This window comes from Flammeovirgaceae bacterium SG7u.111 (assembly GCA_034044135.1).
GTDB lineage: Bacteria > Bacteroidota > Bacteroidia > Cytophagales > Flammeovirgaceae.
This window is the reverse complement of record CP139021.1, coordinates 5,904,844-5,928,618: the sequence shown is the minus strand read 5'-3', so window position 1 is coordinate 5,928,618 and position 23,775 is coordinate 5,904,844. Positions and strand designations below refer to the sequence as shown.

General features: G+C 39.5%; 21 protein-coding genes. 17 read left to right on the top strand and 4 right to left on the bottom strand.

What is annotated here, in order from left to right; all coding sequences use genetic code 11:
* Positions 1–277 precede the first annotated feature (277 nt).
* Positions 278–1,750 (top strand): IMP dehydrogenase, encoded by a 1,473-nt coding sequence (gene guaB, locus R9C00_23025; GenBank protein ID WPO34578.1) that lies wholly within the window; start codon positions 278–280, stop codon positions 1,748–1,750.
* 234 nt (positions 1,751–1,984) lie between these two features.
* On the opposite strand, the gene R9C00_23020 is transcribed toward guaB, so the two are convergent.
* Positions 1,985–3,259: a 2-isopropylmalate synthase gene (locus tag R9C00_23020; protein WPO34577.1), complete on the bottom strand. Its 1,275-nt coding sequence runs from the start codon at positions 3,257–3,259 to the stop codon at positions 1,985–1,987.
* Between the two features lie 106 nt (positions 3,260–3,365).
* Between R9C00_23020 and R9C00_23015 the strand changes: the two genes are divergently transcribed.
* The 3 genes from R9C00_23015 to R9C00_23005 are packed head-to-tail and all read left to right on the top strand — an operon-like array spanning position 3,366 to position 6,555.
* Complete coding sequence (locus R9C00_23015; GenBank protein WPO34576.1) at positions 3,366–4,958, top strand: hypothetical protein; 1,593 nt, start codon at positions 3,366–3,368, stop codon at positions 4,956–4,958.
* A 21-nt stretch (positions 4,959–4,979) separates the two neighbouring features.
* Positions 4,980–5,645: a hexitol phosphatase HxpB gene (gene hxpB / locus R9C00_23010; protein ID WPO34575.1), complete on the top strand. Its 666-nt coding sequence runs from the start codon at positions 4,980–4,982 to the stop codon at positions 5,643–5,645.
* 16 nt (positions 5,646–5,661) lie between these two features.
* Positions 5,662–6,555, top strand: a complete 894-nt coding sequence (locus R9C00_23005; GenBank protein ID WPO34574.1) for a hypothetical protein — start codon at positions 5,662–5,664, stop codon at positions 6,553–6,555.
* Positions 6,556–6,837: 282 nt separating this feature from the next.
* Here the strand turns inward: R9C00_23005 and R9C00_23000 are convergent, their stop codons facing one another.
* Positions 6,838–7,821 (bottom strand): lipid A deacylase LpxR family protein, encoded by a 984-nt coding sequence (locus R9C00_23000; protein WPO34573.1) that lies wholly within the window; start codon positions 7,819–7,821, stop codon positions 6,838–6,840.
* 161 nt (positions 7,822–7,982) lie between these two features.
* Between R9C00_23000 and cobT the strand changes: the two genes are divergently transcribed.
* The 6 genes from cobT to R9C00_22970 all read left to right on the top strand — a co-directional run bounded on the left by cobT (position 7,983) and on the right by R9C00_22970 (position 14,118).
* Entirely contained in the window at positions 7,983–9,032 is a 1,050-nt protein-coding gene (gene cobT, locus R9C00_22995; protein ID WPO34572.1) for a nicotinate-nucleotide--dimethylbenzimidazole phosphoribosyltransferase, read from the top strand.
* Between the two features lie 194 nt (positions 9,033–9,226).
* Positions 9,227–10,312: an IS4 family transposase gene (locus tag R9C00_22990; protein ID WPO34571.1), complete on the top strand. Its 1,086-nt coding sequence runs from the start codon at positions 9,227–9,229 to the stop codon at positions 10,310–10,312.
* Between the two features lie 556 nt (positions 10,313–10,868).
* Positions 10,869–11,084 (top strand): hypothetical protein, encoded by a 216-nt coding sequence (locus R9C00_22985; protein WPO34570.1) that lies wholly within the window; start codon positions 10,869–10,871, stop codon positions 11,082–11,084.
* 186 nt (positions 11,085–11,270) lie between these two features.
* On the top strand, positions 11,271–12,215 hold the full coding sequence (locus R9C00_22980; GenBank protein ID WPO38788.1) for an acetyl-CoA carboxylase carboxyltransferase subunit alpha: 945 nt from the start codon (positions 11,271–11,273) through the stop codon (positions 12,213–12,215).
* Between the two features lie 273 nt (positions 12,216–12,488).
* Positions 12,489–13,499 carry a DHH family phosphoesterase gene (locus tag R9C00_22975; GenBank protein WPO34569.1) on the top strand — a complete coding sequence of 337 codons (1,011 nt, stop codon included), beginning with the start codon at positions 12,489–12,491 and terminating at the stop codon, positions 13,497–13,499.
* A gap of 73 nt (positions 13,500–13,572) precedes the next feature.
* Positions 13,573–14,118 (top strand): FKBP-type peptidyl-prolyl cis-trans isomerase, encoded by a 546-nt coding sequence (locus tag R9C00_22970; protein WPO34568.1) that lies wholly within the window; start codon positions 13,573–13,575, stop codon positions 14,116–14,118.
* Positions 14,119–14,219: 101 nt separating this feature from the next.
* Here R9C00_22970 and R9C00_22965 read toward each other — a convergent pair whose 3' ends face one another.
* Complete coding sequence (locus R9C00_22965; protein WPO34567.1) at positions 14,220–14,846, bottom strand: acyltransferase; 627 nt, start codon at positions 14,844–14,846, stop codon at positions 14,220–14,222.
* Between the two features lie 7 nt (positions 14,847–14,853).
* Complete coding sequence (locus R9C00_22960; GenBank protein ID WPO34566.1) at positions 14,854–16,068, bottom strand: glycosyltransferase; 1,215 nt, start codon at positions 16,066–16,068, stop codon at positions 14,854–14,856.
* Between the two features lie 244 nt (positions 16,069–16,312).
* On the opposite strand from R9C00_22960, the gene R9C00_22955 reads away from it, so the two are divergent.
* The 7 genes from R9C00_22955 (at position 16,313) to R9C00_22925 (ending at position 23,682) form a co-directional block, all read left to right on the top strand.
* Positions 16,313–17,233 (top strand): glycosyltransferase family 2 protein, encoded by a 921-nt coding sequence (locus R9C00_22955; GenBank protein WPO34565.1) that lies wholly within the window; start codon positions 16,313–16,315, stop codon positions 17,231–17,233.
* A gap of 204 nt (positions 17,234–17,437) precedes the next feature.
* Positions 17,438–18,475 (top strand): glycosyltransferase family 2 protein, encoded by a 1,038-nt coding sequence (locus R9C00_22950; GenBank protein ID WPO34564.1) that lies wholly within the window; start codon positions 17,438–17,440, stop codon positions 18,473–18,475.
* 27 nt (positions 18,476–18,502) lie between these two features.
* Positions 18,503–19,411, top strand: coding sequence for an FkbM family methyltransferase (locus tag R9C00_22945; protein ID WPO34563.1), 909 nt, complete (start codon positions 18,503–18,505; stop codon positions 19,409–19,411).
* 32 nt (positions 19,412–19,443) lie between these two features.
* Positions 19,444–20,502 carry a glycosyltransferase family 1 protein gene (locus R9C00_22940; protein ID WPO34562.1) on the top strand — a complete coding sequence of 353 codons (1,059 nt, stop codon included), beginning with the start codon at positions 19,444–19,446 and terminating at the stop codon, positions 20,500–20,502.
* A 165-nt stretch (positions 20,503–20,667) separates the two neighbouring features.
* Positions 20,668–21,477 (top strand): methyltransferase domain-containing protein, encoded by an 810-nt coding sequence (locus R9C00_22935; protein WPO34561.1) that lies wholly within the window; start codon positions 20,668–20,670, stop codon positions 21,475–21,477.
* A 2-nt stretch (positions 21,478–21,479) separates the two neighbouring features.
* Complete coding sequence (locus R9C00_22930; GenBank protein WPO34560.1) at positions 21,480–22,808, top strand: oligosaccharide flippase family protein; 1,329 nt, start codon at positions 21,480–21,482, stop codon at positions 22,806–22,808.
* Entirely contained in the window at positions 22,798–23,682 is an 885-nt protein-coding gene (locus R9C00_22925; GenBank protein ID WPO34559.1) for a glycosyltransferase, read from the top strand. The genes R9C00_22930 and R9C00_22925 overlap by 11 nt, the downstream gene beginning before the upstream one ends.
* Positions 23,683–23,775 lie beyond the last annotated feature (93 nt).

Genomic DNA, 23,775 nt, shown 5'->3' with positions numbered 1-23,775 from the left:
ATTTAGAATTTTAAAAAATTATAACATTTGACTGTTTATGTCTTCAGTTAATTTGAAACCTTCTCAGTCAGATTATGCTTAACAGTGTGAATCCAAAAATGTTTGGAAGCTATTCTGTCTTCTTTTTAATACCAAAGAATAAACATCCAGAGCTTACTAAGCGTAGTTTTGATCAAAAAAAACGTTTATCTAAAAATACTATTCAAAATAGTTGTGTTATAATCCGGAATATCCCTAATTTTGCCCGGCAAATAATCTAAGGTAAATTTTATTTGCTATGCCATCAAATTCATCCAAAGTTTTATACGAGGCACTCACCTATGACGATGTCTTGTTAATCCCGAATTACTCGGAAGTTCTCCCGCGCGAAACAGATACCAGCACTTTTCTTACTCGTGAAATCAAGCTTAATATTCCTCTTATAGCTGCTGCTATGGATACAGTGACCGAAGCCCAATTGGCTATTGCTATGGCACTGGAAGGAGGGATAGGTTTCATTCATAAAAACATGAGCATCCAGAAGCAGGCTGACCAAGTGAGAAAAGTAAAACGTTCGCAAAGTGGGATGATCCTCGATCCTATCACGCTTAGTCCAGATGAGACCTTGGCAGATGCCAACCGGATCATGAAAGACTACAAAATAGGTGGGATTCCGGTAATAGACAGCCAGCGCACCCTTATAGGGATTTTGACCAACCGCGATTTGCGTTTCCAGAAAGATCTTGGGAAGAAAGTTAGCGAGATCATGACCAAAGAAGGCTTGATCACCGCTCCTGAAGGTGTAAGTCTCGAAAGTGCAGAAGAGATTTTGCAAGAATACAAAATTGAAAAACTGCCTATAGTAGATGGCAATTATAAACTTGCAGGACTAATTACCTACAAAGATATTCTCAAAAACAGGGATAGGCCTTATGCCTGTAAAGATCAGTTTGGTCGCCTGAGAGTGGGAGCTGCTGTAGGTGTTACTGCAGATGCCATGGAAAGGATAAGTGCATTGAAAAATGCAGGGGCAGATGTGGTGTGTATAGATACAGCCCACGGACACTCTTTAGGAGTTCTTGAGGCCTTGAAAAGGGTAAAAGCTGAGTTTCCAGATCTTCAGGTAATAGTAGGGAATGTGGCTACAGGAGCTGCGGCAAAAGCATTGGTAGATGCCGGGGCAGATGGAGTGAAAGTAGGCGTAGGCCCAGGGAGTATTTGTACTACAAGGGTAATTGCCGGTGTAGGTGTTCCTCAACTTTCGGCCGTATTTGAAGTAGCCGAAGCATTGAAAGGCACAGGCGTTCCGTTCATTGCCGATGGTGGTATCCGATTCTCTGGCGATGTGGTGAAAGCCATAGCGGGCGGAGCAAGCAGTATCATGATTGGTTCTTTACTTGCAGGAACGGAAGAAGCTCCTGGCGAAGTGATCATTTATGAAGGGCGTAAGTTCAAGTCTTACCGAGGAATGGGTTCGGTAGAGGCGATGGAGCACGGTTCGAAAGACCGTTATTTCCAAGATGTGGAAGACGATATCAAAAAGCTAGTTCCTGAAGGTATTTCTGGTAGAGTTCCTTACAAAGGTTTTGTAGGTGAAGTGATTTACCAAATAATTGGAGGTCTTAGGGCTGGAATGGGATATTGTGGTTCTCAAAACATCACTGAGCTACAAGAAGCCAAGTTTACAAAAATCACTGCTGCCGGATTTGCCGAAAGCCATCCTCACGATATTTCTATTACAAGGGAAGCTCCTAATTACAGCAGAAAGTAACATAAAGTTTTATTGAAAATATCTAAAACCAGCTTTTGCCTCGTGCAAGGCTGGTTTTTTAGTTTAGAGAACTTCTTTGAAAACCCTATAAAAAAGAAAGACATGGCAAAACTGCATTTCTGCGCTTCGCCATGCTTTCTGGTTATAACTGAGATGTTAAGGAGCCAAATAAATAGTTGCTAAACATCATTTGTCTAATCTCAAGTTATTTATAGTTGCATTATTAATCCTTTTTTAGGCCCAAGCTACTTTTATAGTCAGCTTTGTATCGAGCAATTTTATCAAATCATCTTTTTGAATTTCTTGCTTTTGGTCTGCCATTTCCAAGAAGGCAGTATATGCCACATTCAGCTCTTCTCTGCTAAGCTCCACGCCCAATTCCTTGATGCGGTAATGCAAAGCAGCTCTTCCGCTTCTGGCGGTAAGCACTATGGAAGACTCAGCCACTCCAACTTCCCTAGGGTCTATAATTTCATAGTTGTCCCTGTTCTTGATAAACCCATCTTGGTGGATACCCGATGAGTGGGCAAAAGCATTGCTTCCCACAATTGCCTTGTTGGGCTGAACCAACATACCCATTGTATCCGATATCAATCGGCTGATGGGGTAGATTTGGGTAGTATTTATATCGGTATGGAAATCCAACCATTTATGCTTGTTCAAAGTCATTACCACCTCCTCTAGAGAAGTGTTGCCTGCTCGCTCGCCTATGCCGTTTATGGTACATTCTACTTGGCGCGCACCATTTTGCACACCCGTAATGGAATTGGCGGTAGCCATGCCCAAATCGTTGTGGCAGTGCGTAGAAATGGTTGCTTTATGGATGTTTTTTACGTTCTCTTTTAAGAAACGGATTTTCTGTCCGTATTCTTCTGGTATGCAATAACCCGTGGTATCGGGAATATTTACGACCGTGGCACCAGCGCCAATCATCGCCTCAACCACCTTTGCCAAATACTCATTGTCTGTTCTTCCGGCATCTTCGGCATAGAACTCTACATCTTCCACGTATTTTTTTGCAAGTTTCACGGCGAAAAGCCCACGCTCTATCACCTCTTCTTTGCTAATACGGAGCTTGGTGAATACATGCTGATCCGAAGTGCCTAACCCTGTATGGATACGAGGTCTTTTGGCAGGCTTGAGTGCTTCTACAGCAGTTAAAATATCATTCTCAACGGCGCGGGTAAGCCCACATACCGTAGCGTTTTTAACCAGTTTTGCTATGTCGTTTACAGATTTGAAATCACCAGGACTAGAAATCGGGAAACCAGCTTCTATAATATCTACGCCCAGAGATTCCAGCTCTTCGGCGATCATCAATTTTTGTTGTGAATCTAACCGGCAGCCCGGTACTTGCTCCCCATCTCTAAGGGTGGTGTCAAAAATGTCAACTTTTTCGCTCATTGTTAAAAATCCTATTTGAATAAGTGTGATATCGTAAGGGTACTTGTTGGCTGAAGTATTCCCCTTTGCAATAGTGGGTTCTAAAGTAGGAGGAAGTATATTCATTAGCAAAACAAAATTTAAAATCTAATACGATTTCTAAATTGAACTCATTTTGTTAAAATTGCTGTTAAAAATCAAAATCCAGCTTGATTATACAATTTTAAATACGATGTCTAAAGTGAAAATTGATAAGCTCCAGCGCCTGATTAAATCACTAAAGAAGAGTGAGAAAAGGTATTTTAAGTTGCTAATGGCCAAGGAGGGTGCTGGTGGGCAAAAGAAATTTGTTCGGCTTTTTGACCTTATAGAAAAGAACAGCCAGGCAGATGATGCTTGGATTAAAAACCAAGAGCCTTCTTTTAAAAGTAGCCAACTTCCCAACCTAAAGGCACATCTTTATTCTAAGATTCTACAAAGTCTGCGGATGTATTATTCTTCTCAAAATCCTGAAATTGAGATTCGGGAATTATTGGACAGCGCAGTGATTTTGTATAACCGTTGCCTCTACGACCAATGTGCCGAAGTGCTCCGAAAAGCGAAGCGGAAAGCACAAAAAATTGAAGCGTTAGAATTGTTACTTGATATTTACAAGTGGGAGAAATCGGTAATGGGACATACTTTCAAAAGGGGAAATCAAGAGCGGGTAAATACAATTGTGAGCGAGGTACAGGAAGTGAATAACCGCATTAATATTATCAATAAATTCACCAACTTATCAGCAAAGCTTAACTCTATTTATCTGCGGGTGGGCTTTATTAGGGACGAGGAGAGTTACCGCCAGATAAAGCTTTTTTTTAGAGAAAATCTCCCGGATTTTAAGGAAGAGGAGCTTTCTTTCAGGGAAAAACTTCATTTGTACGATTTGCAAGTTGGGTACTGTTTCTTTATCCAAGATTTTAAACAAGGACATTTCTATGCAAAAAAATGGGTGGAAATGATTGAAGAGTCGGGGGAGTTTACGGTTACGAATTTGGAGATGTACATTAAGGGGATCAATAACTTGATGATTGCCCAATACAAGCTTTTTTTCTATCATGATTTTGTGGAAACCAACAAAAAGCTAAAATCGGTTAGGAAAATACCAGGGCTAGATTTGAACGAAAATATTTTGGTAAGGCTCTACAAATACATTTATGTACATGAGTTCAACCGATACTTTATGTTGGGGGACTTTGATGTTGGTGTGGAGCGGATTAGCCGTATTACCAACAATTTGGAGAAATATGTAAGCCGGCTCGATAAGCATTCCCAGCTAATTATGTACTACAAAATCGCCTGTTTGTACTTTGGTAATAGCAATTACCACGAAGTGATTTTTTGGTTGAACAAGGTGATAAATACCCAAGAAATTGATTTGAGGGAAGATGTTCACTGCTTTGCCCGCATCGTGATGCTCATAAGCCACTACGAGCTTGGTAATACCGATGTGATTGACTATTATATTCGGGCAACATACCGTTTTTTGTTGAAAAAAGATGACCTTCATAACTTCCAAAAATACATATTGGGTTTTATGAAAAACCTGACCAAAGATATGACGGAAGAAGAATTGATCTTACGTTTTAAAAATCTGCGATCGCAACTACTTCCACTTGAGAATAGTCGCTACGAAAAGCGGGCATTTATTTATTTCGACATCGTATCTTGGCTCGACTGCAAAATTGAAAAAGTGCCTGTGCAGGAAGTGGTAAAGCGAAAAGCGAGGGTCATTACCGAGCAGCCGCTGCCAGTTTTGGCAGATAGCGATGAGGAAATAGAATGATCCTACATCAACCTTAAGTATATGCTAAAAGCTGTAATATTTGACATGGATGGTCTTCTGATCGATTCGGAGCCTCATTGGAGCGAAGCTGCAACTATTTCGTTTGCCAAAGTTGGGGTAAAAGTTACCGATGAAATTATAGAAGGAACATTCGGTATGCGTACCGATGAGTCGGTAGCTTATGTGTTCAAAAAACACTCATGGGAGGGAATGGAGCCTAAAGAAATGGAAGGGGTTATTGTAAAAGAGTTTTTAGGCATTATTCAACGGGAAGGCAAGCTGATGCCCGGGGCAGAGAAGATTCTTCATTTTTTTAAAGAAAAAGGCTTGCGGATAGGTTTGGCTTCATCTTCTCCACTAATGCTGATTGAGGCAATGACTCAGCAAATGGGAATCCGCCCTTATTTCGAAGTCGTTTCCACTGCGGAAAATGAAGAGTATGGAAAACCCCACCCTGCAGTGTATATAAGTACGGCAGTAAAGCTGGGGGTGAAGCCTTCTGAAGCCTTGGCATTTGAAGACTCCTTCACAGGTTTGCTTGCCGCCAAATCGGGTAGGCTAAAAACCGTGGTAGTACCTGATCATGCCCATTTTGATGATCCTCGTTTTTCCATAGCCGACTTGCAACTTCGCTCACTTACCGAATTTACAGGAGCAGATTTTGAACGATTGAATGATTTGTATTAAACAGAAAAGAAAAAAAATGAAACTCCACATCCTCAATGGCGATGCTATCGTAGAGCCTATCAAAAAAAGTGCGACTCCCGGAGAACTGATGGTTTGGCGGGAAATGCTTTGCGAAGGGAAAGCTACTGCGACTCCTGGAGAAATAACCTTTTGGGCGGAAAGGAAAGATTTTTTTGAGGTCCAACTGGAGACGCCTGCTCAAGAATATGCAAAAAAAACCATAGGGGAATTTGATAAACTAACGGGTTGGCAAAAGTTCGATGAACTCGTGCTTTGGTTCGAATACGACCTTTTTTGCCAAATAAATATGCTTGCTGCACTTGCAACTTGCCAAGCGCTGAATGTAGATATTCCCATTTCCCTCATTTGCTTGGGGGAGCACCCAAGTTCAACTAAGCTGCTTGGCTTGGGGGAGCTTGCTTTTGGGTATTATCCCGAACTTTTTGCTAGTAGAACTCAGCTTTCCAGCGAGAATGTTGCCTTTGCGGCGAAGGTGTGGGAGGCCTGGTGTGCTTCTGACCATGAGCAGCTCCGTCCGTTTTCAGAGGAAGAGCATGCTGTTTTTAAGTACCTCGCTCCTGCGCTCCAAGCCCATTTTACCCGTTTTCCTGACAAGGCTACTGGGCTAAACCAATTGGAAACCGACATGCTACAACTGATAGAAGAGGGGTTGGGTACTGAAAGAAAAGTGGTTGGCAGCATGCTCAGGAAGGAAAATTACTTCGGGTTTGGTGATTTGCAGTACTTCTGGTATTTGGATTTGCTTGCCCCACTTCTGGCAAAAGAAGGCGAGATTTTGCAGCTCAACGAGCTTGGTAAAAAAGTACTGAAAGGCGAAGCAAATTTTGCTGAGATTATTGAAAATAAGAAACGCTTTTACTTTGGTGGAGCTAGAAAATATGGGGTATAGAAATGTTGGTTAAGAATACTGAAAACTAAATTATGGCAGGTATTTTTGCCTTCAGTTCTTAGTTGACGGTTGCTGGTTTCGGGTTGCTGATTTTATTCATTATTCAGCGAATAAACATTGTTTTCATGGTCTTGTCATCTGATTTTTCTCGTTCAAATAAAATAAAGGATACCATGCCTAATAACCAGTAATTAGAAACACGCAACCTGTAACTTTCAGCTAGGTTGGGAAAAATAACAGAATGAGAAATCATAAGTTACGAAACCTTAATTTACAGTGCTTTTAAAACCTATATCCTACCTGAATTCTGCCAAAAGCATGAAACCCGACAAAGGCTTCTTCAAGCTCTTTGCTGAGTAAATGATAAACAAATTGTAGAGAAGTTCGCCTGCCTGAGTAGTTGAATGAAAGCGTGCTTTGTAGCATAAATGGGGAAATAGTGGCGGTCAGTGGGCTTTCGTTTTCAAACATTCCTCCCTCTATAAGCGAGTTGTATACTACATATGTTGGCAGCAATTCACCTGCTATAAAAAACTCTTTTCCGTAAGCATAAGGTCTTTTTGGATTATTCAATACACCGCCTTTCCACATAGAGTTGCCAAGGTTGTGGAATTTGCCCCACCTGAAGAAAAGTGCGCCTTCTACGTTGCTTTGCGTGATTCCTCCGCTTCCTTTTGCTCCAAACCCAAGTGAAAAATTATCGACTAGGCGTGTCTCGTGCCTGTAGCTGAGCGCCAGATTGGCCGAGAGATGATTGGCTATTTGAGAGTCCCAGCCTTGGGGCTGCCGCACTCCCAAAAATTCATGGACATAATATTGGGTTTCGTAGCTCAAAGAACTTGGACCCACTATCCCTACATCGAGGTTTGCTTGGATGATAGCTTGTTTGAAATAGTAGCCCAGACCCAAGTTGGCAAACAGCCAGCCTGCGTAGGGTCTGTCCATGTTTTCAGGGTTTTTGAAGCTTTTAAAGCGCGTGGTGTACATCTGCTGTGCTACAGACAGGTTGAGCAAGATGCCTTCAGATTGGTGCAGCAATGCCCCGTTCGCCAGAAAATTAGGGTGTTCGAGCCTTTTTCTAAACCCAATTTCCAACCCGTTTGTATAGTAGCGGTCGAGATTCACATGTACTAATACATCATTATCAGCCCTTACAAAAGCTTCAAAGTCGAAGTTTTGTCCTGCCGAAGGGGCGAGTTGGAAAGTGAGTAAATAGATAGTAACAGCCGCAGCTTTTATAAGAAGACGTAAAGTTATTGGGTTCATTCAAATAGTTAATTGGTTAGTCTAATCTAAGGAATCCTTTGCACATTTATTGCCAATAATTCGGTACTTAAAATAAATGGCTTGCCAGCCTTGCTTTTGACTCTCTTCAAGGCCAATTTTGCAGCTCAATTTTTTCAACTTATTTAAAACCCATTTTCACGATGAGAGAATTTTTGATAAACAAACCTGATCAAGCTCTTCTACCAAAAATCCAACACAAGATAGACTTCAAAACCAAGCCCTTGGGCGCTTTAGGCGAATTGGAAACCTTAGCCAAGAAAGTATGTTTGGTTCAAAACACGTTAAGCCCTGAGCTTAAAAAGCCTAATATGGTGGTATTTGCCGCCGATCATGGTGTAGCTGCCGAAGGCGTGAGTCTTTTCCCCCAAGAAGTTACCTTTCAGATGGTGATGAATTTTTTGGCTGGAGGAGCTGCTATCAATGTTTTTTGTCGTCAACATGGCATCGAAATGAAAGTAGTAGACGCAGGTGTGAAGTTTGATTTTGAGAAAAATGATTTGCTGATAGACACCAAAATAGCCCAAGGGACTGCTTCCTTTATGCAAGGGCCTTCCATGAGCCAAGCGCAGTGCGAAGAGGCGATAGATAAAGGGGCGGAAGTAGTAGAAAATATAGCCGGAGAAGGATGTAATATCATCGGGTTTGGAGAGATGGGAATAGGAAATACGACAGCCGCAAGTGCCTTGTTGAGCGCCTTTGTTGGGATATCTCCAGAAGAAAGCGTAGGGCGAGGCACAGGGGTGGACGATGCAGGTTTACAAAGAAAAATCAACGCTCTTAAAAAGGCTTTTGAAGTGAATGAAATTAACCCTAGCAACCCTGTTGATACTTTGGCAAAAGTTGGAGGGTTTGAAATTGCTCAAATGACCGGTGCGATGCTCCAAGCTGCATCGATGGGTATGGTGATTTTGGTAGATGGGTTTATAGCTACTTCGGCATTTCTTACGGCTTATCAGATTAACCCGTTGGTAAAAGATTTTGCCGTTTTCTGCCATCACTCAGATGAAGGCGGTCACGCTAAAATGCTTAAGTATATGGATGTGAGAGCTATTCTTCATCTTTCGCTCCGTTTGGGTGAGGGTACGGGAGCTGCTTTGGCTTATCCGTTGGTGCAGTCGGCGGTGAATTTTGTGAACGAGATGTCGAGTTTTGAAGATGCGGGCGTGAGCGACGAAGGGGTGAAGGGATAGACTTGTTTTTTACATAATTGAAAGACTAGCCAATGCCTATGAGGTGCATTGGCTTTTTTTATGGTTTTATCTTTATAGCACAATGATGTTGCGCAAGCTTACCACTTGTTATTATTTGGCTGAGTACATGACAAAAATAAAAGGCAAGCCATCAAAAGGTTATTTTTGAGTTGCGAGACAAAAAAACAACCTAGATGACAAGCCTGTATAAAAGTAAAGAATTGCAATTGATTTTGCAGCAAGAGTTGGGAGGAAATAAAGCCAGAATAACGTTGTTGAGTTATTTAATCATATCGGTTTTGAAAGTAAGGAGCGTGAATTTCAAACGATTGGCGACAGGATATGATAATGGGGTTCTTCTATCATCAAAACTTCGTAGAGTCCAGCGGTTCTTCAGCCAATTCACCTTTGCAGAAGCCCTTTATTGTAAGCTGATAATGAAAACCTTACCAATAGAAGGTAAATATGAATTAAGCCTGGACCGGACAAATTGGAAGCTGGGACAGCTCAACATCAACATTTTGTTCTTATCAGTAATTTATAAAGGAGTAGGCCTGCCCGTATTTTGGTGCACATTGGGAAATAAGCGGGGCAATTCCTCTCAAAAAGAGCGAAAAGACCTACTCAATCGTTTTATGCTCAACTTTGGAGATGATAAGATTGCCTATTTGACAGCTGATAGAGAGTTTGTTGGCCAAGATTGGTTGGCGTATTTGACGAGCCATCAAATCCGTTATTTTATCAGGGTCCGCAATAATATGCATATTACTTTGGCGGAAGGCAAAACGGTGAAAGCTTATTGGTTATTAATGGCTCAACGGCTAAACCGAGTATATTTTCACCCTAAAATTGTTTATCTCAATGATACGTTGGGCTATTTCTCAGGTATTAAATATGTTGGTCAAAATGGAAAAATTGATTACCTGATATTGGTTTCCTATAACCAAGAAGACTTAAGCCTAGACATCTATAAAAACCGTTGGCAGATAGAAACTATGTTCAGGGCTTTCAAGTCGGCTGGTTTTAATTTGGAAGATACCCATATTACTGATTATGAAAGATTAGACACCCTGATAAAAGTCATTTCCATTGCTTTTGTTTGGTCTTACAGCGTAGGCATTTACCTTAATGATTGTGTCAAAAAAATAGCAATTAAAAACCACGGCAGGAGGGCCGTAAGCTTCTTTACTTACGGGCTTGATTTCCTTACCAATGCTTTTATCAATACAATTAGAAACGACATCAAAATCGCTTTTAAGATTTTTTTGTCATGTACTTAGATTATTTGGCTCTTCTAGGTCGCCCCGATAGGGCTTGCAGGTTAAGGTTTTGCAGATGCTACAAACAGGATGCTCCCATGGAGCATGCAAATTTTTAGCCTCGATAGAGGCGATCTGTGTACCTGACCATAAAAAATCAGCTATTCGGCATGGAACTTTATATGACTGAAAACAATCAGTTTCTTAAGTCCCGAAGGGACGGTATATTTATAGAAAGGGCAAAAAAATAAACTAGCCCTGAAGGGGCGACATACTTATTTCGCCCCTTCAGGGCTGTACCCTAAGCTATATTATGTGGCTATAAACATGTCGCCTCTTCGAGGCTTTGGACTGAGCAAAATAAGGCTCGGCAAATGTAACCTTACAGACGATCTACTCTTTTAAAGGACTTTCCATTGTACGTTTTCATTTGTCCACTTACTTAAAATCAACAAAATACATAAGCCCCATCGGGGCGAACCACTTGATTTATGAAAAAATCTCGGCTTGTGGCAATCTTTACGGATTGTCATTTGCTTTTTTTCTATTCTCTAATTTCTAGCTTCTAATCTCCAACATGCGCACTGGGGAAAGAGGGCGAGCCAAGACCGAAGTGGCTGGTGCGCTGGGTGGCTTGGCTGCCCGGGACGGGGCTTGTGCTGCACCTCTTTTTAGGCTGCGGCACAAAGTGCGCCCTATTCATAAAACTTGGTTTCGGGCTAGGAAATCAAATTTTACTCATTCCAACATTGCCAACTGGAAATTATATTTACATTTGCAGGTCGAGAAATAGCTGGAATTTGCAGGCATGCTTAAAGAAAAGCTGCCTATTTTCTTGATAATGAGTTCATATTGCCTTAAATAGCAAGGTGCTAGCGTGTTGGGAATGCCAACTATGTAAGTGGTGCTATTCAAGGAAGCAAAGATATTCGCAAACTAAACCGGTGCTTGTAAGCGCCAAAACAGAAAATCCATGGAAATGCATTTAGACTTCGAAAAGCCGATAGTTGATTTGGAGGAAAAGCTAAACAGCATGAAGGCCTTGGCCGAGAGCAATAATGTTGATGTATCAGATGCTATTAAGACATTGGAAGACAAGATAAAAGAACTCAAAGTCAGTACTTTTCAAAACCTCACCCGCTGGCAGAGGGTTCAGCTTTCGCGCCATCCGGCACGCCCTTATGCCCTCGATTATATCTACCAGATAAGCAACGATTTTATAGAGCTTCATGGCGATAGGAATATCAAAGATGATAAGGCGATGGTGGGTGGATTGGCGAGTATAGATGGACAAACGTTCATGATTATTGGTCAGCAGAAAGGAAGGAATACGAAACAACGTCAGCTCCGTAACTTCGGGATGGCCAACCCTTCGGGCTATAGGAAGGCGCTTCGCCTCATGAAAATAGCCGAGAAGTTTAACAAGCCAATTGTTTGCCTTATTGATACTCCGGGTGCTTTCCCTGGGCTAGAAGCCGAAGAAAGGGGGCAAGCTGAGGCTATTGCCAAAAACTTGAAGGAAATGTTTATGCTGAAAGTGCCGGTGATCTGTATTATTATAGGTGAAGGTGCTTCGGGCGGTGCATTGGGTATTGCGATTGGCGATAAGGTGATGATGCTTGAGAATACATGGTATTCGGTGATTTCTCCTGAGTCTTGTTCTTCTATATTGTGGAGGAGCTGGGAGTTTAAAGAGCAGGCAGCTGAGGCGCTAAGGCCTACGGCAAAAGACATGAAAGAGCTAAAGCTTATTGATGGGATTATTCCTGAGCCTATGGGCGGTGCGCATACCGATCCGGTTGGGATGGCGCATATTGTAAAAGAAATTGTTTTGAAAGAAACAAAAGCGCTGTTGAAGCTTTCGCCACAAGAGCGTATTTCCAAGCGTATTGATAAATTTGCCAACATGGGCGTGTATAAATAGGCCTGGGCAGTTTGAAAAAATAGAAGTTGGATAGCTTCCCAGAAGGGGAGCTATTTTTTTTACACGTTGTGAAAAAGAAAATAGAGTGCTATGTTTCGCTTTTTGTGGCAATTATGGCAAAAAACTAGGGTTGGATAATAGTTAAAATCTTTCCAACTTTGCAGATTCTAAAACACGTAGTTAGATTTACAGTCAGATGGAAAAACCCGCATCTGATATTGCCAGCTACAATGATGTTGGTATGACTGTGAAACTTCTGCAAAAAACGATTGTATGGATAATTTTGAGGCATTAAAAGAGCTATTAGACCAGCCTAGAAAGATTGTGATTTTCCCTCATCGCAAGCCTGATGCAGATGCGTTGGGAGCTAGTTTGGCTCTAGCTGCTTTTCTCAATAAAAAGGGGCATGAAGCAACGGTGATTTCGCCTACTGACTATCCTGATTTTTTGAATTGGTTGCCAGGGAATGAGTGTGTGTTGGTGTATGAAGGGAACAATACGAAGGCAGAAAATTTAATTAGCGAATCAGATGTTCTTTTTTGCCTCGATTTTTCGAGCCTCGATCGTATAGATAACCTAGGGCCTATAGTTGCCAAGTCTACTGCGACTAAAGTACTGATAGATCATCATTTGGGGAAAGAAGATTTTGCCGACTTTGAACTTTGGAACCCTAAATCGGCGGCTACAGCCGAGCTTGTTTTCGATTTTATCAACCTGTTTGGTGACAGCAATGCAATCGACTTGCCTATGGCGCAGTGTATTTATGCTGGAATTATGACCGATACGGGTTCGTTCAAGTATTCCAGCACTTCGGGCAAAACACATACAATTATAGCTGATTTGCTAGACAGGGGGCTGAAGCAAGAAGAAATCCATCGGAATATTTTTGATGTAAATACAGAAAACCGCATCAAGTTTTTGGGCTATGCGCTCAATGAAAAATTGGTGATCCTCCACGAATACAAAACAGCTTACATAGCTATTACCGCTGAAGAATTGGTTCGTTTCCAGCTGAAAACCGGCGATACAGAAGGACTGGTAAACTACCCCCTTTCTATCCAAGGAATAAAGCTTGCAGTCCTTTTTACCGACAGAAGCGAGCATATTTCGATGTCCTTCCGCTCGGTGGGCGACTTTTCGGTAAGCGAATTTGCCAATGCACATTTCAACGGAGGTGGGCATAAAAATGCTTCGGGTGCTGCCGTGAAAAATATGACCTTAGATGAGGTGGTGGAGCGTTTCAACAAGCTCTTGCCTTTTTATAGAGAGCAGCTTAATAAGTAACACTAAAAAGGCAACCAAAGCCTGTTTTTTGGCATTTATACAAACAGATTTCCCAAAGAAAAACACAATTAGAATGATACATAAAATCTTAAAAGTAACCTTGTTGGCAATTATTTTTCCTGCATTTATTTTTTCTTGTGAGGAAGATACAGGGCCAGAAGGGCAAGATCAGGCGGTAAGAGATAACATAGTTATTTTGGACTATTTTGAGGAAAATGATATTACCGAATACGAAAGTACGGAGTCGGGGATGTATTATATAGTAGAAACTGAAGGGGCAGGTAGCACCGTGCCAGATGAGGCAATAGTAAAAGTTCATTATACGGGTTCTCTGCTTTATGGAAATGTATTTGATAGCTCAGTTTATAGAGACGAGCCGTTTGAATTTCAGGCTACCACAGGCAGAATTGTATCAGAATATGACGAGGATGGCGAGCCTGTGTTTTCGGGGACGGTTATAGACGGTTGGATAGAAGCTGTTAGTTTGATGAAGCTAGGGGAAAAGACGAGGTTTTACATACCTTCCGCACTTGCTTATAAAGAAAGAGGCTCGGGCAGTATTCCTGGGAATAGCGTTATTTATTTTGATATTGAACTATTGGAAATACTTCCTTTGTAAAATTAAAATTGTAAGGGAAAACCCAAAAAAGGCTAATCAATTCAATTGGTTAGCCTTTTTTGGTGACAGAAATATGTTTGTTTTAATAGTGTGGTAGTTATTTAAACCTTTACATATTTCTCCTTTTCAAAATCCCATTTCTTAATAACTTTTGCAGGGTTTCCTACAGCAATTGAATATGCAGGAATGTCTGTCGTTACAACAGCATTGGCTCCAATCCGGCAATATTTACCTAATGTTAGCGGCTCACCATTTTTTTTGCCCATAATCACAGCACCTGTACCCACAAAAGCGTCTTCTTCTAAGATAACCGGGGCTTTAGTAACTTCTTGATAGTGATGAGGGCTATCTGCACGAATGCCATGATGTAAGCCAATTACCCTGACATATTGTGCCAAACCTACATGTTTGTGAAAGGTAACAGGGCCACTTATAATACACCCAATTCCTGTATGTACCTCTTCTCCTAAAACCACATCTCCCATACCATTATTAATAACTACATCTTTTTCAATTCGGCATTTTTTGCCAATCACAAGCTTGTGAAACGGCGCTAAATCTAGTCTACATTTCAATGGAATACCCTTTTGGAGGTATTTTGGAAATATGAAGATACATTTAGCCCAAAATCTCAATCTTGAAGAATAAGGCTTAGGACGAAAAAGCATTTTTAAAACCCAGTATTTTGCGTTAGGATTAGTTTTTATATATGTTATTATTTTCTTCATTATCTCTCTACTTAAGTTGTACATTTTTCTCTAAAAGTGATAGGAATTCTTTTCCTCGTTCTTGCCATGTATTTTGTTCTGCCAAAGCAAGGCGACGAGTTTGTATAGCTTTACTGTCATTTTCCAAAGCGTGGTTTATTGCTCTTTCAAATGCTGAGGAATTATCAGTAACATATACCAAATCTGAAATTGGATTTAATATTTCTGTATTGAAGTTGGTAGCTACCACTGGCTTGCCTGCACCTAAATATTCGTAGAGCTTTAGCGGAAAAATGGTTTTGCTAATAGCATCTATTTTATAGGGAATCAAAGTTACTTTGAGTGCTTTTAAGTAATTGGGAAGTTGGGCATATGGAATTTTTCCGACAAAATGGATATTGGGCACATCGTAAATCCACCTGGGAATATAGTTTGACATAGTTGGTCCGATCATCAGAAGGTCCCAGTTCGGATTGTTAGTCATAACTTTCTTGAGCAGTGGAAAATCTATCCTTCGTTCTATATTACCAACATAGCCTATCAGGTTTTTACCATATTGTTTCACATTGGGGGGAACAAGCGTGGTTTCTTGTGTTGCTTTAGAGCAATGTTGAAAATCTGCCGCATTAGGAATACAATATGTATTGGAATGATAAACCGACTTTTCCCGCTTCAATTGAGGAGAAGTTGTAATTACCAAATCAACCTTACTAAGCAAGATGTTTTCTAAATATTTCCCATGTTTTAGTGAATAACTTCGCATCATACCATCAACGCAATGGTAGACTTTATAAAATGGATTAAGTAGGTCAGACAAGTTGGGATAGTAAAAATTATATGAATTGATGTAGATGTATTTTTCAAACCCCATTTTTCTGATGCTCTTTTTAATACTGTAGAGAACTATTCGGTGGTTTAATTTTGACAATTGGTTATAAAGCCAGCCATGTGGCAGAAAGTTAATTGGTAGAACGGGCAAAGGGGTGATGAAGTAAATGCCTTTGTTTGATTTCGAAATCTGTTTTTTGTTATCCTTATCGGCTCTTATCGCCAATCCTAATTGATGTAAAAGTGCTAGAAAGGCTACTTTATTTGAGAAAATGTCTTTCCAAGTAAAAGGGTTTTCTACCCACAAAACTCGATTACTTTTTGCTAGCTCTTTTGCAATGCTTGCACTTGTAGATGTATAAGTCCCATGAAACTTAGGAAGGGCGAAGAAGATTATATTTTGGTTATTAAGCATGCTGTTTAGTTTTTAATATAGATAATCCAAATCTTCTCCTTTTGTGTACAACATGCTTTAAATCAATTGTTTACATGCATATAGTGTTGCTCTATGTATTCCGTTAGATGGAATTCATTCCGCCAAAAGGATATTTTGGAAATAAGAGCTATATTTCAAGTGTCTTATAATCAATGTGTTATGTTGTTTTTGTTAGTTTTTGGATATGTTGGTGTAGTTAATACTTGAAGAGTAATTACATCAGATGAATGATCTATATAAAAAAGTAAGCGTTATTGCTATCAACTTTCACTCAGTGAGGCATACCGTTGCTATGCTTAAGTCACTGCAGAGAGATTGCTATCCCAATCTAGAAGTAATTGTGGTTGACAATGAATCAAAATTTGACCCTACAATAGTTTTTAGAACCATTCTGCCAAAAGTGAAAGTGATCCGTTCCGAAAAGAATTTGGGGTTTGCTGGAGCGAATAATTTGGCTATTCAAGTTGCTACAGGCGACTTTTTATTCTTCTTGAATAATGATGCTGAAGTTACAAATCAATGTATACTAAGGCTTACACAGAGGTTATTGGTTTCTGAACACATTGGTGCAGTTAGTCCAAAAATCAAATACTTTAATAGTAATATCATCCAATATGCAGGGTTTACTCCTATCAATCCGCTAACAGGGCGTAATCTGACTATTGGCAAGGGTGAAATAGACAAGGGACAACATGATACTTCCCAAGAAACAGCTTATGTACACGGTGCAGCTATGATGGTTAGGAGTGAGGTAGTTCATAAAATAGGCAAGATGCCAGAAGATTATTTTATCTACTACGAAGAGCTGGATTGGAGTACCCAAATTAGTAAAGAATATATGATTTACTACGAACCTAATGCTCTGGTATATCACAAAGAATCGAGATCTGTAGGTGAAAACAGTCCTCTAAAAACATATTACCAAACTCGCAATCGTATTTTGTTCATGTACAGAAGTTTCTCTGTTTCAAACTTCTCCCTATTTCTTCTATTCTTTTTAGTCTTCAGCTTGCCCAAAACCACTTTGACCAAACTGGTTAAGAATGAATATCAGAATATTAAAGCCTTATTTAAAGGGAGTTACGATGCTCTTATTGCTCTTTTAAGCAATGAAAAATATTACCCACCATATGAGTTTTCCTGAGAAGGATTTTCAAGTACGATTCCTAATAAACTTTTCTACAAGCACTTTTAACAAACTATCACTATGGCAATTTCAATATTTTGGATAGCACTATCTATTTTATTTTACACTTATGTCGGGTATGGGATTTTGATAACGATATTTAATCAAGTCAAAAAAATATTTGATAAAGATAAACCTCAAAACAAAATTTACACGAGAAGTGTGACTTTGATAATTCCAGCTTATAATGAGGAAGATGTAATTGCTGAGAAAATTATAAATACCCTACAATTAGATTACCCTAAAGCATTTTTAGACATTTGGGTTGTTACAGATGGTTCCACCGACCAGACTAATAATATTGTTCAAAGTTTTGATGGGGTAAAACTTTTATATTCTCCAGAAAGAAAAGGAAAGGTAGCGGCTATTAACCGAGCGATGGCACATATAGACTCTGAAATTGTAGTTTTTAGTGATGCCAATACTATCTTAAATAGAGATGCGCTTCAACATTTAATCTGTGAATTCCGAGATAATGAAGTTGGAGCTGTTGCAGGGGAAAAAACGGTTGTTACGAAAAGTACCAAGAGTTCAACGGGCAACGGAGAGGGATTGTATTGGTCCTATGAGTCCTTTTTAAAAAAGCAAGACGCTGATTTTTACTCCGTAGTAGGTGCAGCAGGGGAGCTTTTTTCAATGCGAACGGCTTTATTTCAACCTTTGGAAGAAGATACTATTTTGGATGATTTTATGCTATCATTCCAAGTGAATTTGCAGAACTATAAAGTGGCTTATGCTCCCAATGCGAAAGCGATGGAGCTGCCTTCCTCTAGTTTGTCAGAAGAACGCAAAAGGAAGGTCAGAATAAGTGCAGGTGGTTTTCAGGCAATGTCCAGGCTACCTCAACTATGGAATATTACCCGTCATCCTCTGCTTTCATTTCAGTACTTTTCCCATCGTGTTTTCCGCTGGACTATTTGCCCTTTGGCACTCGTATTACTTCTCATATCCAACACTTACATTGCCTTAGACAGCGTGATCTACTTCCTGTTCTTTTTAGGACAGTTAGGGTTTTATGGATTGGCTTTGGGAGAACATCGGCTTTCCAAGCACGGCAAATCTAACAAGATAGCCTACATCCCATATTACTTCTTGTTTATGAATATCTCGGTGGTACAAGGAGCACTTCGATTTATAAAAGACCAGCAACCTGCTACTTGGGAAAAATCAAAGCGAGTGGAAGGAATGGTATCAATCTAATCAATATCAATAAAAAACTTATCAAAAATGAATCAGATTAAACTTTATTTCTGGGAATTATTCTACCTAAAATTCACCGCTCATTTGGCAGAACTGGCTTCTGGCTCACAGTATTTACTGAGAGGTTTACGTAAAATAAATTTGCCAGAAAAATTCAAGTCCAGAATCGTTGCCCACTTGGGTGATACCTTCGATTCGGTCAAGCCTTTTATTGCAGAGGTAGATAGTGTCAAATTTGAGATTGACCTTAACGACGATGTGCAAAGAGGTATTTATTTCAATGCTTTTGAAAAAAAAGAATTACAGCTGATCAAAAAAATTATTCCAGAAAATGCGGTTTGCCTAGATGTGGGAGCAAATATTGGCTTTTACACATTGAACATTTCGAAATTTAGGCCAAAAAGCACCATTCATACTTTTGAACCAGATCCGGCAGTTTATGCAAAACTTCAAAGAAACTGTCAAATCAATAGTGTGGACAACCGTGTAATCCATCATCCTATAGCACTTTCTGACCAAATCAGCCAGCAACAGTTTTACAGAAGTGATGAGGCTCATTATGGTTGTGGAAGCCTTTCGTTCCAACCCCAGTACTCCGCTGAAACAATTGAAATTGAGACGTGTACACTGGATCATTTTTTAGATGAACATGCTATTGACCAAGTTGATTTTATCAAAATAGACATTGAAGGGCACGAATTGCAGATGTTGAAAGGCGCGAAAAAGACGCTAGAAAATAAAAAGGTCAAATACATTTTGGTAGAGTTCAATGGGGAAAAACTCAAGGCAAACGGAGATACTTTGGAAAGCTTTTTATCCTTCTTTGAAAGTGTTCAGTATGCGCCTACTCTATTCAACTTAAAATTGCTAGAAAAGCTCAAGGCAGGGAAAATCAACCCAGAGCGTATTTGTACCAACTTCTTATTTACCTATTAATTGATTTGCGACCCTTTTCTCACTTTTCAACTATGAAAATAACCTATATATCTTGTCGTCATGCAAATTGTGGTATTGGACGCTATACTTCTGAGTTGGCAAATTATGTATATGACCAAGAGGATGTCCAAGTCTATCGAAAAGGAGAAGGCGATAAATCTTTTATCAATGCCTACCCATATCGCTCATTCCGATCTTTGAAAGATTATATTGCTCCTTACTATTTGTATCAGGCCATTAAGAATGAGGATAGTACCATCTGGCATGCAGATTATCCTGATGCGATTACCTCTTTGCATTTCAAGAAGAAAACGAAAGGCAAAGTTGTTACCACGGTTCATGATGCTATTCCTTACTTGTTTTATAAAGATAAGTTGAGTTTTAAATTTTATGAATATAACATGAAGCAGGCAATGAAGTATTCAGATGCATTCATTGTGGTTTCAAAACAAGCAAAGGAAGATCTTATTCGCTTTACCAATATTTCTGAAGATCGCGTACATGTGATTTACAATGGAATAAACCATGATTTTTTTTACCCTGGTAATGTAACGGAAAATGAAACATTTACTATTCGCTATATAGGAGGCTTAGGTGTGCCACATAAAAATGCCATAGCTTTAGTGGAAACCGCACGTATTTTGGAAAAAGCCAATGTTAAGTTCAGGTTGGAAATAGGAAGTGGAATTGGGACGAATACACAATTGGCAAAGCTCATTGAAGAGTATGGGTTAAAAAATGTGTATTTCAATGGTTTCATTCCTGATGTAGAATTAAGAAGTTTCTTAGCAGGGGCAGACCTGTTTTTTTATCCCAGCCTATACGAAGGGTTTGGGTTTCCCCCTTTGGAAGCAATGGCTTGCGGGACTGCCGTGGTTGCGGCAAATAAAGGTTCCTTACCTGAAGTATTGGGCAATGCTAGTTATTTGGTTGATCCCAACCCAGAAGATTTTGCAAATGCAATTATTGAAGTAATGGGCAACGCAAAAATGAGACAAACTATGCAAGAGAAGGGTATTGCCCAAGCTCTCAAATACCATTGGTCAAAAGCAGGGAGCGAGACCCTTTCCCTCTACCATTCTTTAGCCTAAAACATTTCCATCTGGAGGAATTCATTCCGCTCAGTGTAATTTATATAAATATAACTTAACCTAAGTTGATTGTAACTTTCTGGTAGTAAGTTTTTTATGAAAAGCGTGCCTGCTTTTGTATTGAATTAATTGTAAAATATAACTAAGAACTTTAATGGTGTTAAAATGAAAATAAACAATCCAAAATCTCGCTTCGACTTAAAAATAGCTTCTTCCGATTTGGTATTAGAAATAGGTGGAGGGCACAATCCACATCCTCGTGCAGATTATGTTGTAGATAAGTATGTACATGATAATACGCACAGAAGTGGAGACCTGAAGGTATTGGGTGAACAGTTTTTTGTAGAAGCAGATGGTGAATCATTACCTTTTAAAGATAAAGTATTTGATTATGTGATCTGCTGTCATGTATTGGAGCATGTTCCTAACCCTGAAAAATTTTTGAAGGAGATGATGCGGGTGGCAAAAAGAGGCTACATCGAAGTGCCTTCCTTGATTGGTGAATTCCTAGCCCCAAAATCGTCCCATACTTGGGTGAGCCTTGAAATTGAGAACAAACTTACTCTTGTAAAAAAGAGTGATTTAGGGATGGAAAAGCCAACTCACGATTTTGGAGATTTGTTTTTATATCACCTTACCCAAAATTCTATTCCATTTAAAATGCTGAAGAGGAATTACCCTGACCTTTTTAGTGTCCGTATCGAATGGGACGAAAGCTTTGGTTTTTCTATCAATCCGACTGATGAGGCAACGCTTTCTTATTTCACTAAACCTTGGACAAAAGAGCAAATAGAACAGATGTTTCCAAAGTACAATAGGCTAGATGAGACTATAGAATCTCTAAAAATTTTAACTCATCTCTGCTGGAAATATGCGCTTAGGAAGTTGAATGAAGTACAAACTGCTTTTATGCCTTCTCTTGACTTTTTCCCTAACAAAAGCCAAAAGCACCAGACAAATCCTTTCCAAGTGTAACCATGCTTTCTTACAAGAAAATATTGTGGACAGTAGCTAATAATGCTATAGATTTACTTGTCGGTGTAGGCATTTTTATACTGGTAAGTAAAAAATATACTCCTTCAGAAGTAGGTATCTGGACCCTATTCACTGCTGTATTTTATTTTGTGACGAAAATAAGAGAAAGCATCGTACAGTCTGCATTGGTAAAGTTCTCTGCAGGAAAAACAGGAAATGAATATTGGGACGTGTTACAATGTAGTTTTGTCCTCAATATTTCAATTGACTTATTAATTACCACATTGGTACTTACAGCAGGCAGATGGGTTTTACCACACGGTGTAAGTGATTTATTGATCTATTATCCACTTTATGCTACAGCTTGGGCAATTTATCGTTGGCAATTGATAGTACTACGATCTTCTCTGAAAGTGGAAGCAATTTTTAGAACTAATTTAGCCTTTGTAGCCATATTGATTTCAGGATTAGTTTGGGTGTTTTTTACCACCCAGCCTTTGTCTTCCATAGTACTGGTATTGGGTATAGCAAGTTCTATATCAGTAGGCTTAGCATGTTTTTATATTTCTCCAATATTGATCTGGAAAGCGAAGCCTAAATGGAGGTTGCATTTGGAAATGTTCCAGTTTGGAAAGCACGGTTTTTTCAGAGATTTAGTAGGGTTGCTGTCGGGGAGAATTAATGTGTTTCTAATAGCCAGTTTCCTCACACTTACAGATGTTGCATTACTAGGAGTAGCATCTAAATTTACTCAGTTGATCGTGATTCCTAATACAGCTATTCAATCGCTCTTTTTCCCCAAGGTTTGTGAGCTTGTCAATACAAAAAAACTTGAACTGCTTAAGTTTTTCTTTCAAAATACGGTAGCTCTGGTGCTAAGTATTCTTTTACCAATGGCATTGCTAATTAGTCTTTTTGCAAAACCTCTGGTTATTTTGATTAGCAGTACAGAATATACAGATGCAGCTCCTCTTGCTATTTGTATGGTTTTTACTTCGGCGCTGACTTTACCATTCGGCAACGCCTTTGGAAGCGTGGTCAATGCACTTAATAAACCAAAACTCAATACAAAAGTAGTTACAGGAATTTCCCTATTAAATATTGTCCTCTTATTTACTATCGTCTACTACTGGGGATTGATAGGGGTTGTGGTAGCTCCGCTTATAGCCAATGTGATTGGTCTAGTTTGGACACAACGAATTTTAAAAAAAGAACTCAATATTAGTTTCATCGGCTGTTTTAAGCTGATTCTGGAACAATACAGAAAGCTTTTGCTATCTGGGAAAAAATATGTTAAAACAAACTCACCCTCCGTTCATTATGAAAAATAACCTAATTAAAATATCTGTTATCATTCCTACCTACAACCGAAGCCAATTATTGGAGCAGTGCTTGAAAGCTTTAGCGGGTCAAACTCTAGATCCATTGTTTTTTGAAGTGATCGTGGTTAACGATGGTTCTACGGATAACACAAAAGAAATTATAGATTTGTTCTGTTATTCACTTCCTAATCTTATTTATCTGGAACAGCAAAACCAAGGTCCTGCAGTAGCAAGAAACTTAGGTGCTAGTATAGCTAAAAGCAATTATTTGGCATTCACCGATGACGATTGTCAAGCAGATTCGGATTGGTTAGAAAAAAGTCTGTTGTTATTTACTAACGAATTGGTTGGTATACAGGGGAAAACATATACGAACAGGGTTGAGACTTCTCCACTTACTCATCAGATTGACAATGAGAAAGGGAGTTACGCTGTACCCACATGCAATGCCATATACTATAAACCTGCTTTTTGGGAAGTTGGGGGATTTGACGAGTCGTTCCCTTTTCCGCATAATGAAGATGCGGACCTGGCTTGGCGAATCAGCCAATTAGGTACAATTCGATTTTGCCCTGAGGTATGTGTGTATCATCCTCCTCGTTTGGAGCATTTCTCAAAGCTAAAAAAGCGAATGAAAATTATGGAAAGTGAGTTTTTACTGTTTTACAAGAATCCAGTGCTTTATAAGAAATATCGCAATGCAAGTCCATGGCATACTATTTACCGAGAAGTATTTTTTAAGCATCTTCCTATCAAGTTTTTAAGCAGCTTAAAAAAGATATCCACACCAGTATTCATGTTTCAAAATTTTGGTTTGATTCTTTATTGGTGGTATGATTTGGTGAGGTTATTTCCTAGGTTTTGGAGCTTGAGAAGCAAGTAAAAACAGAGACCCCACATTGATACAATCATTGTGGGGTCTCTGTTTACTGCGGACTATAAACTTTTAAGAATGGTAGATGAAATTATTTAAATG